Consider the following 14,590-nt stretch of genomic DNA (forward strand, 5'->3'; position numbering starts at 1 on the left):
GACCAGATGCAAAGCCTTGTAAATCAAGGACTTGCGGACCTCCCTCAGATGAGTTAGGGACTAACCCCCTCTTGCACTGCGGAAAACCCATTGATGTGCATAAGTCAAGCCTTGACAAGCGCGAAGCGGCACCGAAAGGGCGAAATATTGCAAAATAGTTTACTTGACAGCGCTTCGTGCCAGCCTCCCGCGCCACCCGGATTCACCAGTGCGGCGCAGCCGCCACGCTCGCTGCGCCGCACAGGCCGCGCGCGCCGGCCAGCGCGGGCGCATGCGCCGCGTGCCACCTGGCCCGTCACCTGGCGGCGCTGCGCAGGTGGCGGCTGTAGCGATGCACCTCGTCCACCAGCACCGTCACGTTCTCCGGCGGCGTGAACTGCGAAATGCCGTGGCCCAGGTTGAACACGTGGCCGTCGCTGCCGCCGCCGGCGGCGTAGCTGTCGAGCACGCCGCGCACCTGCGCCCGGATGGCGGCTTCCGGCGCGAACAGCACATTGGGATCGATGTTGCCCTGCAGGGCGACCTGCCCGCCGGTGCGGCGGCGCGCCTGCTGCAGGTTGACGGTCCAGTCCAGCCCGAGGGCGTCGGCGCCGATGCCGGCCAGCTCTTCCAGCCACAGGCCGCCGCCCTTGGTGAACACGATCACCGGCACCTGCTGCCCGTCGTGCTCGCGCTTCAGGCCGGCCACCACCTGGCGCATGTAGGCCAGCGAGAAGGCCTGGTACATGCCGTCGGCGAGCGTGCCGCCCCAGGTGTCGAACAGCATCACGGCCTGCGCGCCGGCCTCGATCTGCGCGTTCAGGTAGGCGGACACCGCCTGCGCGTTGATGCCGAGGATGCGGTGCATCAGGTCCGGGCGTCCGTACATCATGCTCTTGACGGTGCGGAAATCCGCCGAGCCGGCGCCTTCGACCATGTAGCAGGCCAGCGTCCAGGGGCTGCCCGAGAAGCCGATCAGCGGCACCCGCTGGCGGCCGTCCTGCACCAGCGCGCGGCGGATCTCGCCGACCGCGTCGAACACGTAGCGCAGCGAGGCCATGTCGGGCACCGCCAGCTTCATCACGTCGCCCTCGGTGCGCAGCGGATGGGCGAAGCGCGGGCCCTCGCCCTGCGCGAACGACAGGCCCAGGCCCATCGCGTCGGGCACGGTGAGGATGTCGGAGAAGAGGATGGCCGCGTCGAGCGGGTAGCGCTCGAGCGGCTGCAGAGTGACCTCGGTGGCGTAGGCCGGGTTCTTGGCCAGGCCCAGGAAGCTGCCGGCGCGCGCGCGCGTGGCGTTGTACTCGGGCAGGTAGCGGCCGGCCTGGCGCATCAGCCACAGCGGGGTGTACTCGGTAGGCTGCCGGCGCAGTGCGCGCAGGAAGGTGTCGTTCTGCAGTGCGGTCATGGTCATCCTCGTAAGACCGCCATTCTAAGGGATGGCCGGGTGGCGCCGGCGCGCTGCCGTCAAGGCGGCGGCGTCAACACGGTGCCGTCGGCGCGCTGCCGTCAAATGTCGTCGGCCAGTTCCCTGAAGGCCTGCGCGGCGCGGCGCATCCATTCGCGCGCGCGCGGCGCCTCGGGCTGCAGCCGCGCGAAGCCGTGCGTCATGCCGCTGGCTTCGAGCGTGATGACCGGCGCGCCGTAGCGCACCAGGTAGTCGGCGTAGGCCAGGCCGTCGTCGCGCAGCACGTCGTGGGCGGCCACCAGGACCACGCTGGCCGGCGGCAGGTGGCGCGGCGCGGCGCCCATCAGGTGGATGCGCGTGTCCTCGATGGCCGCGCCGGCGGCGAGCTGCTGCTCGCCGATGAACTGGGTCCAGAACCACGCCATCTCGTCGCGCGTGAGGCCCGGGCCGTCGGCGAACGCGCGATAGCTTTCGGTGGTGAGCGCGGGCGCGGTGACGGGGTAGATCAGCAGTTGCGCGTTGACCAGCCCGGGATGGCCGTGCGCGTTGGCCCAGCGCGCGGCCTGCGCCGCGAGGTGGCCGCCGGCGCTGTCGCCGGCCACGGCCAGGAAGCGGGTGTCGAGGCGCAGGCGGGCGCGCTGCTCGGCGAACCACAGCACGGAATGCAGCGCGTCGTCGCACGGCGCGGGGAACGGATGCTCGGGCGCGAGGCGGTAGTCGACGCTGGCCACGGCGCAGCCGGTGTCGGCGGCCAGCAGCGCGGCCACGCTGTGATGGGTGTCGTGCGAGCCGACCACCCAGCCGCCGCCGTGGAAGTAGACGATCAGGCGCGGCTCGGCCACGCCCTCGGGCCGGAACAGGCGGGCCGCCAGCGTGCGCCCGTCCAGCGGGATGGCGAGGTCGGTGGCGACGATGCCCTCGGGCTCCGGCGCGAGCGAGAGCGCCGCGATCTCGGCGAAGCGCGCGCGGCGCGCGGCGGCGTCGGCCGGCGCGGGCTGCCCGGCATAGCGTTCGGCGAGGCGGCGGTAGTAGTCGAGGATCTGGGGGTCGATGGCCATGTCGGGATGAGACGGGTTCGGTCGGGTCGGAACTGCGCATGCCGCGGCGGCGCTGCGCAATCCCGCAGTGTAGCGGCGTTCGCGGGTTCGGGTGTCCGGGGCGCTCGGGGTGTCCGGGGTGTTCAGGCGGGCGCGCGCATCAGCTCGATCTTGACGCAGCGGTCCTGCACCGCCAGCAGGCCGGCGGCGCGGGCGCGGTCGAACGCTTCGTCGTTGACGATGCCGAGCTGCAGCCAGACGCCGCGCGCGCCGATGGCGATGGCGTCCGCGACCACCGGCGGCACGTCCTCGGCGCGGCGGAAGATGTCGACCCAGTCGATGCGCTGCCCTTCGGCGGCCAGCGCGCGCGCCGCGTCGGCCAGGCTGGCGTGGCAGGGCTGGCCCAGGATCAGCGTGCCGGCGTGGCGCGGGTTGACCGGCACGATGCGGTAGCCGCGCGCCTGCATGAAGGCCGCCACCTCGTGGCTGGCGCGGCCGGGATTGTCGGACAGGCCTGCCACGGCGACGGTCTTCATCGCCAGCATGCCCTGGATGGCGGTCTGCATCTCGCTCACGTGCGTGCTTCCTTCTGTTCGGGTTCGGGGATTCTGCCGCGGCTCTCGCCGGACGGGCGGGCGCAGGCGCCCAGCCGCGCGAACGGCACCGCGGCCCGGTAGGCGCCCTTGGCGAACGGGCCCACGGCATAGGGCGCATAGTGCAGCACCACGCCGCCGCGGTACAGGGTGAAGGGCGTGCGCGCGTCGTGCAGGGCCGCCTCGTCGAGCAGGCCGCGCTCCGGGTCGGCGGCGCCCTGCTGCCGCAGCGACGCCTCCAGTTCCGCGTTGAGCTTCTGCAGGCAGGCCTTGCCGGGCGCCAGCAGGTCGGCGAGCCGCACCGGCACGTAGGCGGCCTCGGCGGCGGAGGCCGCCGCGGCGTCGTCGCGGCGCCATGTGCCGCCGGCGTAGTCCAGGCTGCCGTGGGCGCCGCCGCTGTAGCGCCAGGTGGTGCGCAACAAGCTGACCACACCGGCGTCCAGCGTCGCCAGCTCGACGGCGCTGCGGCATTCGAGCCCGCCCTCGCCGCAGCCGCCGGCGCGCAGCGAGGCGATCAGCGCGTCGACGGCCGCGCTGCCGGTTTCCGGGTAGCGCTCGGCGAAGCGCGCGCCGCCCACCTCCGCCACGCGCTCGCGATAGACCGCCGTGCGCGTGAGCATCAACTGCCTGGCGCTGCCGTCCGCGCCGGTCCACACGCCGGTGGCGGTGCGCCCGTCGGCGGCGACGGCCCCCTCGAAGCGGACGTTGCCGGATGCCTGCGCATCGCTGGCGGCGGTCGGCGGCGCGTCGCGCTCGCGCAGGCTCAGGCGGCCGTCGGCTGTCAATTGGCCATCCAGTTGACGCGGGGTGGCCGCGAGCCTTGAATCGTAACGAAGGGTTCCTTCGACCATCTCGGTGCCGGGACGCGGAAATAGCGTCAGCGAAACCTGCCCGGACTCGCCGGGCTCGCCCTGCCAGAAGGTGCCGGCGATGGCCGGCGGCCCGTCCGCAAGCGCCAGCGCGCAGGCCGGCGGCGCGGCGCCGAGAACGGCGGCGAGGCCAAGCTGGACAAGGCCATTTCGGACTTGTACGCATTCACGGCGAAGCGGGGGAATGGCGGAAGGAAGCGGCATGGCGGTCGGCGGCCAGACCGCGGCGCGGATGGCTGGCAAGCGAAAGCTATGGGACCGGCGGCGCCCGGTGGTGTTCCCGCCGCCTTGCGGCAAAGGCGGAAATATGCGGACGATGAAGCCTATTTGAACGACGTTTCGGTTACGGCGCTTTCAACTTATTGCAAACCGATACATTTTGTTACTGCCATTGCCAAAAGTTTCCCCCACAATGCTTTAACACAATCAGTTTTTGTGAAAGGCGTTCCCTCCCCCAAACAGAAAGGGAGGGCGTCGTGAAGAAAGCCTTTGGAAGCAATTCCCACCCAGTTTGACCGGATCGCGAGCCATGCCCGCGGTCGGTGTACCAGGTTGTGAAGATTGTTGGCGCGTTTCGGTTCCGGCTGGCTGGATCGTCTGATTGCGATCGGTGCCGCCTGACCGGATGCTGAACCACCTTGCCGGATGCGATGATCCGACTGGAAAGTGGCCGGCGCCTGTTGAATGACCTGGACCTTACCCGTTCCTTCGAATTGACCCCTCGAAGGGATTTTCCCGTCCGCGCGGTGCCTCCCCGGCCCGCGCGCTTTTTTTTTGTGCTGAGCCGTCAGAATAGTCGCAGCATCGTGAAAAAGGCAGCCTCGCGGCTGCCTTTTTTTGTCGCCACAGCCAAAAAACAACAGCTGTCGCGGACTGCGCCCGGTGCCGCGTTGCTCAGCGCTTGCGGCGCAGGCGCGCGATGGCCGCCAGTTGCGCGGCCGCAACAGCCAGCTCGCTCTGGGCACGTGCCAGGTCGAGGTCGCTGCTCTGGTTCTGCATCAGCTCCTCGGCCGCGCGCTTGGCTTCCTGCGCCTTGGCTTCGTCGAGATCGCTGCCGCGAATGGCGGTGTCCGCCAGCACGGTCACGTGCTTGGGCTGCACTTCGAGAATGCCGCCGGCCACGAACACGAACTCTTCGCTACCGTCTTCCTTCTCGATGCGCACCGCGCCCGGCTGGATACGCGTGATCAGCGGCGTATGGCCCGGCAGGATACCCAGCTCGCCCGACTCGCCCGGCAGCGCCACGAACTTCGCCTGGCCGGAGAAGATCGACGCTTCGGCGCTGACGACGTCTACAAGAATGGTTGCCATGTGAATTCCTTTGTTCCAGAAAGCGTTGGCTTCCCGTTGCCAGGAAGCAGGTTTCCCACCTTCCGGCCGGCGCGCGCGCCGCGGACAATCCCCGTCCACGGCATGCGCGCGGGCCCGCGCGAAGGCGAAAGACCCCGCTTACTGGAGCTTCTTGGCCTTCTCGAAGGCTTCGTCGATCGAACCGACCATGTAGAACGCCTGCTCGGGCAGGTGATCGCATTCGCCGTCCACCAGCATCTTGAAACCACGGATGGTTTCCTTGAGCGGCACGTACTTGCCCGGCGAACCCGTGAACACTTCCGCGACGTGGAAGGGCTGCGACAGGAAACGCTGGATCTTCCGCGCGCGCGACACCGACTGCTTGTCTTCCGGCGACAGTTCGTCCATGCCCAGAATCGCGATGATGTCGCGCAGTTCCTTGTAGCGCTGCAGCGTCTGCTGCACGCGGCGGGCCACGTCGTAGTGTTCCTGGCCGACGACCTGCGGGTCGAGCTGGCGCGAGGTCGAGTCGAGCGGGTCGACGGCGGGGTAGATACCCAGCGCGGCGATGTCACGCGACAGCACGACGGTCGAGTCCAGGTGCAGGAAGGTGGTGGCAGGCGACGGGTCGGTCAAGTCGTCCGCAGGGACGTACACGGCCTGGATCGAGGTGATCGAGCCGGTCTTGGTCGAGGTGATGCGCTCCTGCAGCTTGCCCATTTCCTCGGCCAGCGTCGGCTGGTAGCCCACGGCGGAAGGCATGCGGCCCAGCAGTGCCGACACTTCGGTACCGGCCAGCGTGTAGCGGTAGATGTTGTCGACGAAGAACAGGATGTCGCGGCCTTCGTCGCGGAACTTCTCGGCCATGGTCAGGCCGGAGAGCGCCACGCGCAGACGGTTGCCCGGCGGCTCGTTCATCTGGCCGAACACCATGGCCACCTTGTCGAGCACGTTCGAGTCCTTCATTTCGTGGTAGAAGTCGTTCCCTTCACGGGTACGCTCGCCCACGCCGGCGAACACCGACAGACCGCTGTGCTGCTTGGCGATGTTGTTGATGAGCTCCATCATGTTCACGGTCTTGCCGACGCCGGCGCCACCGAACAGGCCCACCTTGCCGCCCTTGGCGAACGGGCACACCAGGTCGATCACCTTGATGCCGGTTTCGAGCAGGTCCACGGAAGGCGACAGCTCGTCGAACTTCGGCGCCTTCTGGTGGATCGAGCGCTTCTCGTCCGAAGCGATCGGGCCGGCTTCGTCGATGGGGCGGCCGAGCACGTCCATGATGCGGCCCAGCGTGCCGTGGCCGACCGGCACCGAGATCGGGGCGCCGGTGCTCTTGACCGACATGCCGCGGCGCAGGCCGTCCGACGAACCCAGGGCGATGGTACGGACCACGCCGTCACCGAGCTGTTGCTGCACTTCGAAGGTCAGGCCCTTCTCGGCGAACGAGGCTTCGTTGCTGTCTTCCAGCACGAGCGCCTCGTACACCTTCGGCAGCGCGTCGCGGGGGAACTCGATGTCCACCACGGCGCCAATGCACTGCACAATATTTCCGATACTCATTTCGTATCTCCGATAGCTTGAATACTTGACGCCTTAGACGGCAGCGGCACCGCTGACGATTTCCGACAGTTCCTTGGTGATCGCTGCCTGACGGGTCTTGTTGTAGACCAGTTGCAGTTCGCCGATCACGTTCTTGGCGTTGTCGGATGCCGCCTTCATGGCCACCATGCGCGCCGACTGCTCGGACGCCATGTTCTCGGCCACGGCCTGGTACACCAGCGCCTCGACGTAGCGGACCAGCAATTCTTCCACCACGGTCTGGGCGTCGGGCTCGTAGATGTAATCCCACGAGTAGGCGCGCTTTTCATCTTCGGTCTGGGCAAACTTGTCGGCGGGGAGCGGCAGCAGCTGCTCCACCATCGGCTCCTGTTTCATCGTGTTGATGAACTTGGTGTAAGCCAGGTACACGGCATCGACTTCACCATTGGTGAAAGCGTCGAGCTGGACCTTGATCGCGCCGATCAGTTTTTCCAGATGCGGGGTGTCACCGAGGTGCACCACGTGCGAAACCACCTTGCCGCCGATGCGGCCCAGGAACTGCATGCCCTTGGAACCGATGGCGGTGCTCTGCACCGTCACGCCGCGCGCCTGCAGCTCGCGCAGTTCGTTGGTCACCGCGCGCAGCACGTTCGTGTTCAGGCCGCCGCACAGGCCCTTGTCGGTCGTCACCACGATCAGGCCGGCGCGCTTGACTTCGCGCGCCACCATGAAGGGGTGCTTGAACTCGGGATTGGCCGCAGCCAGGTGCGCCGCGATGTTGCGCACCTTCTCGGCGTAGGGACGGGCATTGCGCATCCGTTCCTGCGCCTTGCGCATCTTGGACGCGGCGACCATCTCCATCGCCTTGGTGATCTTGCGCGTGTTCTGCACGCTCTTGATCTTGGTTCGAATTTCTTTCGTTCCGGCCATATCTTCCTCTCCATTCGTGCCGCGCCGGGGCCGTCATGGCAACGGCGGCCCGGCGCAGATTCGTGGAATTACGCGGTTAGAACGCGGCGGACTTCTTGAAATCCTCGATCGCGGCACGCAGCGCGGCTTCGTCTTCCTTCGACAGATCCTTGGTCTCTTCGATGCGGTTGACGAGGTCGGCGTACTTGGTCTTCAGATGGTCGTGCAGGCCCTTCTCGAAGGGGAGAATGTCCTTCACGTCCACGTTGTCGAGGAAGCCGTTGTTGGCTGCGTACAGCGACGCGGCCAGCTGCCACACCTGCAGCGGCAGGTACTGCGGCTGCTTGAGCAGTTCGGTCACGCGGCGGCCGCGCTCGAGCTGCTTGCGGGTGGCGTCGTCCAGGTCGGAGGCGAACTGCGCGAACGCGGCCAGCTCACGGTACTGGGCCAGGTCGGTACGGATACCGCCGGACAGCTTCTTGACGACCTTGGTCTGGGCGGCACCGCCGACGCGCGACACCGAGATGCCGGCGTTGATGGCGGGGCGGATACCGGCGTTGAACAGGTCGGTTTCCAGGAAGATCTGGCCGTCGGTGATCGAGATCACGTTGGTCGGCACGAACGCGGACACGTCGCCGGCCTGCGTTTCGATCACGGGCAGCGCGGTCAGCGAGCCGGTCTTGCCGGTCACTGCGCCCTTGGTGAACTTCTCGACGTAGTCGGCGTTCACGCGGGCGGCGCGCTCGAGCAGGCGCGAGTGCAGGTAGAACACGTCGCCGGGGTAGGCTTCGCGGCCCGGCGGGCGGCGCAGCAGCAGCGACACCTGGCGGTAGGCCCAGGCCTGCTTGGTCAGGTCGTCATAGACGATCAGCGCGTCTTCGCCGCGGTCGCGGAAGTATTCGCCCATCGTGCAGCCGGCGTAGGCGGCCAGGTACTGCATGGCGGCCGAATCCGAAGCCGAGGCGGCGACCACGATGGTGTATTCCATCGCGCCCAGTTCCTCGAGCTTGCGCACCACGTTGTTGATCGTCGAAGCCTTCTGGCCGATCGCCACGTACACGCAGAAGACGCCCTTGCCCTTCTGGTTGATGATGGCGTCGACGGCCACGGCGGTCTTGCCGGTCTGGCGGTCGCCGATGATCAGCTCGCGCTGGCCGCGGCCGATCGGCACCATCGCGTCGATCGACTTCAGGCCGGTCTGCACCGGCTGGCTCACCGACTGGCGCGCGATCACGCCAGGGGCGACCTTCTCGATCACGTCCGTTTCCTTGGCGTTGATCGGGCCCTTGCCGTCGATCGGCTGGCCGAGCGTGTTGACCACGCGGCCGAGCAGTTCGCGGCCGACCGGCACTTCCAGAATGCGGCCGGTGCACTTGACCGGGTCGCCTTCCGAAATGTGTTCGTAGTCGCCCAGCACCACGGCGCCGACGGAGTCGCGCTCGAGGTTCAGCGCGAGGCCGAAGGTGTTGCCGGGGAATTCCAGCATCTCGCCCTGCATCACGCCGGACAGGCCGTGCACGCGGCAGATACCATCGGTCACGGAAATCACCGTGCCGGTGTTGCGCACTTCAGCGTCGGCGCCAAGACCCGAGATGCGGGACTTGATCAGCTCGCTGATTTCTGAGGGGTTCAGTTGCATCACAATGCTCCTAATTCTTCAATCCGTCGGCCGCTGGGCGCTTGCGCGCCTCAGGCGGTCAGCGCGACTTGCATCGCAGCCAGGCGGGCACGCACGGAGGTGTCGAGGACTTCGTCGCCAACCTTGACGCGCACGCCGCCGATCAGCGACGGGTCTACCGCAACCGTGGGCTGCAGCTTGCGGCCGAACTTGCGTTCGAGCGCGCCGACGAGGTCGGTCAGGGTCGCGCCTTCGATCGGGAAGGCACTCGTGATCTCGACATCGGCCGACCCTTCGCGGGCGTTCTTGAGCGCATGGAACTGCTCGGCGATCTCCGGCAGGACTGCCAGGCGGTGGTTTTCCACCAGCAGGCCGACGAAGCGCTTGGCCTCGTCGTTGACCGGAGACTTCAGGGCCGACAGGAACAGTGCGGCCAGCTTGTCGCCGGGCACGTTCGGATCGCCAGCCACCGCCTTCATGTCGGGATTGGCGGCAACCTGCCCCATCTCCGACACCAGCTCGGACCATGCATCCAGATTGCCGCTCGACTCGGTCGCGACGCGGAACAGCGCCTCGGCGTAGGGACGGGCAATGGTTGCGGTTTCAGCCATGATTAGAGCTCAGCCTTGAGTTGATTGAGCAGGTCGGCGTGGACCTGCGCGTTCACTTCGCGCTTGAGGATCTGCTCGGCACCCTTGACGGCCAGCACGGCAACCTGGTCGCGCAGCTGCTCGCGCGCGCGGGTGACCTGCTGTTCGGCTTCGGCCTTGGCCTGGGCGATGATGCGTGCGGCTTCCGCCTGGGCGTTGTGCTTGATCTCGTCGGCCGTCAGCTGGGCGCGCTTCTCGGCGTCGGCGACGCGCTGCGCGCCTTCGGTGCGGGCTTCGGCCAGGGCCTGGTCCACGCGCTTGTTGGCCAGTTCGAGCTCAGCCTTGCCCTTTTCGGCAGCGGCGAGGCCATCGGCGATCTTCTTTGCGCGTTCGTCGAGCGCCTTCACCAGCGGCGGCCAAATGAATTTGGCAACAACCCACCACAGGATGAAGAACACGACCATCTGCGCAAGAAACGTTGCGTTCAGATTCATGGTGTGTTCCTTTCGGTAATCAAACTACAGATAAATGCGCAAGGGCGGCCAGGCTAAGTGGCCCGCGCCGCCCGTCAGCATCATGCAGACCGAAAAGAAATTACTTGATGACAGCCAGCAGCGGGTTGGCGAATGCGAACAGCATTGCAACGCCCACGCCGATCAGGAATGCCGCGTCGATCAGGCCAGCCAGCAGGAACATCTTGGTTTGCAGCGGGTTCATCAGCTCGGGCTGACGTGCGCATGCCTCGATGTACTTGCCGCCCATCAGGGCGATACCCAGGCAGGCGCCGATTGCGCCCAGACCGATGATGATGCCGATACCGATGGCGGTCAGACCCTGGATGTTGGCGAGATATGCTTGCATGACGACTCCTTAAATTGAGAAGAGACTTAGAACCAAAAAACCAAAAACCAAAAAACCGGAAAATCAGTGGTGGTCGTGTGCCTGGCCGATGTACACCAGCGTCAGCATCATGAAAATGAAGGCCTGCAGCAGGACGATCAGGATGTGGAAGATCGCCCAGACGGCACCGGCCAGCACGTGACCGACGAAGCCCAGCGCGGACAGGTCCGCGCCGAACGTCCAGATGGAGCCCAGCAGCGCGATCAGCAGGAACACGAGCTCGCCGGCGTACATGTTGCCGAACAGCCGCATGCCGAGCGAAACGGCCTTGGCCAGGAATTCGATGACGTTCAGGATCAGGTTGAACGGGGCCAGGTACCACTTGGCGCCGAACGGGGCCGAGAGCAGTTCGTGCGCGAAGCCGCCGACGCCCTTGATCTTGAAGCTGTAGTAGATCATCAGCACCAGCACCGAGCACGACATGCCCAGCGTGCCGTTCAGGTCGGCCGTGGCGACGGCGCGGTGGTGCGGCAGGTGGATGTGGAAGATGCCCAGGAACTGGTTCAGGCCGGTGACCCAGTCGACCGGGATCAGGTCGACCGCGTTCATCACGGTGATCCAGCAGAACACCATCAGCGCCAGCGGCGCGATGAAGGAGCGGTCGCCGTGGATGATGCCCTTGGCCTGGTCGTCGACCATCTCGACGATCATCTCGACGAAGGCCTGGAAGCGGCCCGGCACGCCGGCGGTGACGCGGCGCGCGGCGGCGTACAGGAACACCACGGCGATCAGGCCGCACAGCACCGCCCAGAACACGGTGTCGTAGTTGAGCACGCTGAAGTCGACCACCGAGGCTTGCTTGCCGCCGACGGAATTCAAGTTCTGCAAGTGTTCGGCGATATAGCCGGAGGGAGTGAGCGCCTGTTCGGCGCCTTGAGCAGCTGACATGTCGAAACGAACCGTAATATTGCGAAACCAGTTGCCGGCATGCTGCCGGTACGCTTCTTGCACCGCCTTCAGCGTGAGTCGCTGGTCACCGCGGGCAAGGACGCCTTAACCTTATCTGCGCCGCGCTTCACCGCTGTGACGCGCCACGCCAAAACACTCTTGATATTCCGTTTTCGTGCCCCACCTCGATGGAATGCACTACCTGCGAACCTCCGCGCCACGCCGCCTCGCCGCTCCCGCGGACTGGCCCGCGGCGCCTGCGCGCCTCAGCGAATCGCCAGCGCCACCCAGTAGGCCTTGAGCGTCAGCAGAAACGTGACCAGCATCGGCACCCAGCGCAACTCGCGATACAGCACCACCACCAGCACGAACAGGGCGACGGTGGCAAACACCTTGATGGCCTCGCCGACGACCAGCCCGCCGACCGAGGTGCGCTCGCGCGACATCCACAGGCGCAGCGCGAAGAAGCCGCTCGGCACGAAACACACGACGCCGCCAAACAGCGCGGACCAGCCTGCCGCCGCGGCATTGCCGCCGGCAAACAGTCGCCAGGCAAGGGCCGACAAGATCGTCACCGCCACCTGCGCCAGCACGACCCTGCCCGGCGTCATGCGCGAAGGGCGCAGCGCGCGCGCGCCGAACAGCGTTTCCGCGTCCGCGCGTGACAGCGGTTCGACCGCCTCTTCTTCGCGCTGCGCCTCGTCATCCCAGGCATCGCGCGGCTGCCCGTCCTTTTCCTGACGGGCATCTCGACGATCTGAAACCACCTGCTTATTGCCTCTGCTGGTTGTTGACTCCATCCGGAACTTTTCCGAACCGGCCAGATTTCAAACCGCACGATTTTACGAGGAATGCACCATCCGAGTCAATCTGCTTACAGACTCCTTGCAACGGTGCGCAACCTCGCGCCCACATGCCGATACTGGCCGCGCGGCCAGCGCCAGCCAATGACGCGGCAGGTAATTGAGGCGATCGGCGCGGGCGGCGCATCATCATCGTTGATCGCGCTTGCGCAAACCTTACGCAGCATCGCCGCGCGGCCGCGCGCGCCGCACCGCGGCCGTGGTCGCGTGCGCTAATCGCGCACTATTTTCGGGAAAACGCGGCGATGGCCGCTCAGGCCAACTCAGGCCGGCTCAGGTCGTCGGCTGGCTCTCGCCCTGCTCGCGCAGCCGCGTGAGCACGCCGTCGAGCGCGTCGTTGCTGGTGAAGTGGATGGTGAGCTGGCCCTTGCCGCGCACGCCGAGCTTGATCTGCACCGGCAGGCCGAGCGCGTCCGACAGCTCCTCTTCGAGCCGGGCCACGTCGCGCGCCGGCGCGGCGCCGTTCTGGCGCACCGAGCGCAGATCGTGGGGCTTGAGCGTGGATGCGACCAGTTTCTCGGTTTCGCGCACCGACAGGCGCTTGTTGACGATCTGGTTGGCCAGCGTGATCTGGTTGGCGCCGTCCACGGCGAGCAGCGCGCGCGCGTGCCCCATGTCGAGATCGCCGGCCATCAGCATGGTCTGCACAGGCTGGGCCAGGTTGAGCAGGCGCAGCAGGTTGGACACCGCGCTGCGCGAGCGCCCCACCGACTCGGCCGCCTGCTCGTGCGTGAAATCGAACTCGCGCACCAGGCGCATGATGCCCTGCGCCTCCTCGAGCGGATTGAGGTCCTCGCGCTGGATGTTCTCGATCAGCGCCATCGCGGCCGCGGCGTCGTCCGCCACGTCCTTGACCAGCACCGGCACTTCTTCGAGCCCGGCGATGCGCGAGGCGCGGAAGCGCCGCTCGCCGGCGATGATCTCGTAGCGGCCCGGTTCCGCCACGCGGCGCACCAGGATCGGCTGCATCAGGCCCTGCGCGCGGATGCTCGCGGCCAGCTCCTGCAGCGCGCCCTCGTCCATGCGCGTGCGCGGCTGGTACTTGCCGGGCTGCAACTGGTCCAGGCGCAGCACCGACGGCGCGCCCTCCTGCTTCACGGCATCGACGATCTCCGCCGGGCTGCCCAGCAAGGCTTCCAGTCCGCGGCCCAGGCCTTTCTTCTTTGCGGTGCTCATCTCGTTATCCTGACTTGGTGGCGGCTCGTCGCCGCCGGTTGCTGCCTGCCGGCTCCCGGCATCCTTCCCGCGCACGCGGCGCGGCGTAGCGTGGCGGGCGGCGCTCAGTCGAGCAGCTTGACCCGCGCGATCATTTCCGCGCCGAAGTCCAGGTAGGCGCGCGCCCCCTTGGAGGACGGATCGAAAGCTACGCCCGGCACGCCATAGGAAGGCGCCTCCGCCAGCCGCACGTTGCGCGGGATCACGGTCTTGAAGACCTTCTCGCCGAAGTGCGATTCGAGCTGCGCCGAGACCTGCTGCTGCAAGGTCACACGTGGATCAAACATCACACGCAGCAGGCCGATCACCTTCAGGTCGCGGTTGAGGTTGGCGTGCACCTGCTTGATCGTGTTGACGAGGTCGGACAACCCTTCCAGCGCGAAGTACTCGCACTGCATCGGCACGATCACGCCGTTGGCGGCGCACAGGCCGTTGAGCGTCAGCAGCGACAGCGACGGCGGGCAGTCGATCAGCACGAAATCGTATTCGCCGTCGACCTCGGCGATGGCGTTCTTCAGGCGGCGCTCGCGCTGGTCGAGCTCGACCAGCTCCACCTCGGCGCCGGCCAGTTCGCGGTTGGCGGGCAGCACGTCGTACTTGCCCGACTCGGAATGCTGGCGCGCCTGGGCGATCGTCGACAGGCCGACCAGCACCTGGTAGACGCTGTGCTCGAGCGACTGCTTGTCGATGCCGGAGCCCATCGAGGCATTGCCCTGCGGATCGAGGTCGATCAGCAGCACGCGCTGCGCCTGCGCCGCCAGTCCGGCGGCGAGGTTCACCGTGGTGGTGGTCTTGCCGACGCCGCCCTTCTGGTTGGCGATCACGAATACCTTGGCCATAAGCTCTTAGCTGCTCCTGCTTGATTTCAACCTGCCGGGGTGGACACCGG

Annotated in this window: 15 protein-coding genes; all 15 read right to left on the reverse strand. The window is 66.9% G+C overall.

The features are described from left to right. Positions 1–295: 295 nt before the first annotated feature. Positions 296–1,393: a uroporphyrinogen decarboxylase gene (gene hemE / locus ACWTPI_RS19250; RefSeq protein WP_020200449.1), complete on the reverse strand. Its 1,098-nt coding sequence runs from the start codon at positions 1,391–1,393 to the stop codon at positions 296–298. 95 nt (positions 1,394–1,488) lie between these two features. Next, positions 1,489–2,445 carry an alpha/beta hydrolase gene (locus ACWTPI_RS19255; protein ID WP_020200450.1) on the reverse strand — a complete coding sequence of 319 codons (957 nt, stop codon included), beginning with the start codon at positions 2,443–2,445 and terminating at the stop codon, positions 1,489–1,491. A gap of 122 nt (positions 2,446–2,567) precedes the next feature. Further along, complete coding sequence (locus tag ACWTPI_RS19260) at positions 2,568–2,990, reverse strand: CoA-binding protein (RefSeq protein WP_454732505.1); 423 nt, start codon at positions 2,988–2,990, stop codon at positions 2,568–2,570. A gap of 5 nt (positions 2,991–2,995) precedes the next feature. Continuing rightward, positions 2,996–3,802, reverse strand: a complete 807-nt coding sequence (locus ACWTPI_RS19265; protein ID WP_454732363.1) for an RsiV family protein — start codon at positions 3,800–3,802, stop codon at positions 2,996–2,998. Positions 3,803–4,780: 978 nt separating this feature from the next. After that, positions 4,781–5,197, reverse strand: coding sequence for a F0F1 ATP synthase subunit epsilon (locus tag ACWTPI_RS19270; RefSeq protein WP_020200453.1), 417 nt, complete (start codon positions 5,195–5,197; stop codon positions 4,781–4,783). A 138-nt stretch (positions 5,198–5,335) separates the two neighbouring features. After that, positions 5,336–6,739, reverse strand: a complete 1,404-nt coding sequence (gene atpD, locus ACWTPI_RS19275) for a F0F1 ATP synthase subunit beta (RefSeq protein WP_029043060.1) — start codon at positions 6,737–6,739, stop codon at positions 5,336–5,338. 33 nt (positions 6,740–6,772) lie between these two features. Beyond that, positions 6,773–7,648: a F0F1 ATP synthase subunit gamma gene (atpG, locus tag ACWTPI_RS19280; protein WP_020200455.1), complete on the reverse strand. Its 876-nt coding sequence runs from the start codon at positions 7,646–7,648 to the stop codon at positions 6,773–6,775. Positions 7,649–7,724: 76 nt separating this feature from the next. Beyond that, on the reverse strand, positions 7,725–9,266 hold the full coding sequence (gene atpA / locus ACWTPI_RS19285) for a F0F1 ATP synthase subunit alpha (RefSeq protein WP_020200456.1): 1,542 nt from the start codon (positions 9,264–9,266) through the stop codon (positions 7,725–7,727). 50 nt (positions 9,267–9,316) lie between these two features. Beyond that, positions 9,317–9,856, reverse strand: coding sequence for a F0F1 ATP synthase subunit delta (locus ACWTPI_RS19290; protein WP_020200457.1), 540 nt, complete (start codon positions 9,854–9,856; stop codon positions 9,317–9,319). A gap of 2 nt (positions 9,857–9,858) precedes the next feature. Further along, complete coding sequence (locus tag ACWTPI_RS19295; RefSeq protein WP_020200458.1) at positions 9,859–10,329, reverse strand: F0F1 ATP synthase subunit B; 471 nt, start codon at positions 10,327–10,329, stop codon at positions 9,859–9,861. A gap of 100 nt (positions 10,330–10,429) precedes the next feature. Continuing rightward, positions 10,430–10,696 (reverse strand): F0F1 ATP synthase subunit C, encoded by a 267-nt coding sequence (atpE, locus tag ACWTPI_RS19300; RefSeq protein WP_006157246.1) that lies wholly within the window; start codon positions 10,694–10,696, stop codon positions 10,430–10,432. A gap of 63 nt (positions 10,697–10,759) precedes the next feature. Next, positions 10,760–11,623, reverse strand: coding sequence for a F0F1 ATP synthase subunit A (atpB, locus tag ACWTPI_RS19305; RefSeq protein ID WP_029043061.1), 864 nt, complete (start codon positions 11,621–11,623; stop codon positions 10,760–10,762). A gap of 266 nt (positions 11,624–11,889) precedes the next feature. Then, positions 11,890–12,423 (reverse strand): ATP synthase subunit I, encoded by a 534-nt coding sequence (locus tag ACWTPI_RS19310; protein ID WP_059410917.1) that lies wholly within the window; start codon positions 12,421–12,423, stop codon positions 11,890–11,892. A 336-nt stretch (positions 12,424–12,759) separates the two neighbouring features. Next, complete coding sequence (locus ACWTPI_RS19315) at positions 12,760–13,662, reverse strand: ParB/RepB/Spo0J family partition protein (RefSeq protein ID WP_020200461.1); 903 nt, start codon at positions 13,660–13,662, stop codon at positions 12,760–12,762. Between the two features lie 104 nt (positions 13,663–13,766). After that, positions 13,767–14,540, reverse strand: coding sequence for a ParA family protein (locus tag ACWTPI_RS19320; protein WP_020200462.1), 774 nt, complete (start codon positions 14,538–14,540; stop codon positions 13,767–13,769). Positions 14,541–14,590: the final 50 nt, after the last annotated feature.

The sequence above is a fragment of the Cupriavidus ulmosensis genome, assembly GCF_977008105.1.

Bases quoted from the DNA above. Each gene is read 5' to 3' on its own strand.
- ACWTPI_RS19320 (WP_020200462.1), bottom strand. From the start codon at position 14,540: ATGGCCAAGGTATTCGTGATCGCCAACCAGAAGGGCGGCGTCGGCAAG.
- atpD (WP_029043060.1), bottom strand. From the start codon at position 6,739: ATGAGTATCGGAAATATTGTGCAGTGCATTGGCGCCGTGGTGGACATC.
- ACWTPI_RS19295 (WP_020200458.1), bottom strand. From the start codon at position 10,329: ATGAATCTGAACGCAACGTTTCTTGCGCAGATGGTCGTGTTCTTCATC.
- atpG (WP_020200455.1), bottom strand. From the start codon at position 7,648: ATGGCCGGAACGAAAGAAATTCGAACCAAGATCAAGAGCGTGCAGAAC.
- ACWTPI_RS19260 (WP_454732505.1), bottom strand. From the start codon at position 2,990: ATGCAGACCGCCATCCAGGGCATGCTGGCGATGAAGACCGTCGCCGTG.
- ACWTPI_RS19270 (WP_020200453.1), bottom strand. From the start codon at position 5,197: ATGGCAACCATTCTTGTAGACGTCGTCAGCGCCGAAGCGTCGATCTTC.
- ACWTPI_RS19315 (WP_020200461.1), bottom strand. From the start codon at position 13,662: ATGAGCACCGCAAAGAAGAAAGGCCTGGGCCGCGGACTGGAAGCCTTG.
- hemE (WP_020200449.1), bottom strand. From the start codon at position 1,393: ATGACCATGACCGCACTGCAGAACGACACCTTCCTGCGCGCACTGCGC.
- atpA (WP_020200456.1), bottom strand. From the start codon at position 9,266: ATGCAACTGAACCCCTCAGAAATCAGCGAGCTGATCAAGTCCCGCATC.
- atpE (WP_006157246.1), bottom strand. From the start codon at position 10,696: ATGCAAGCATATCTCGCCAACATCCAGGGTCTGACCGCCATCGGTATC.
- ACWTPI_RS19290 (WP_020200457.1), bottom strand. From the start codon at position 9,856: ATGGCTGAAACCGCAACCATTGCCCGTCCCTACGCCGAGGCGCTGTTC.
- ACWTPI_RS19310 (WP_059410917.1), bottom strand. From the start codon at position 12,423: ATGGAGTCAACAACCAGCAGAGGCAATAAGCAGGTGGTTTCAGATCGT.
- ACWTPI_RS19255 (WP_020200450.1), bottom strand. From the start codon at position 2,445: ATGGCCATCGACCCCCAGATCCTCGACTACTACCGCCGCCTCGCCGAA.
- atpB (WP_029043061.1), bottom strand. From the start codon at position 11,623: ATGTCAGCTGCTCAAGGCGCCGAACAGGCGCTCACTCCCTCCGGCTAT.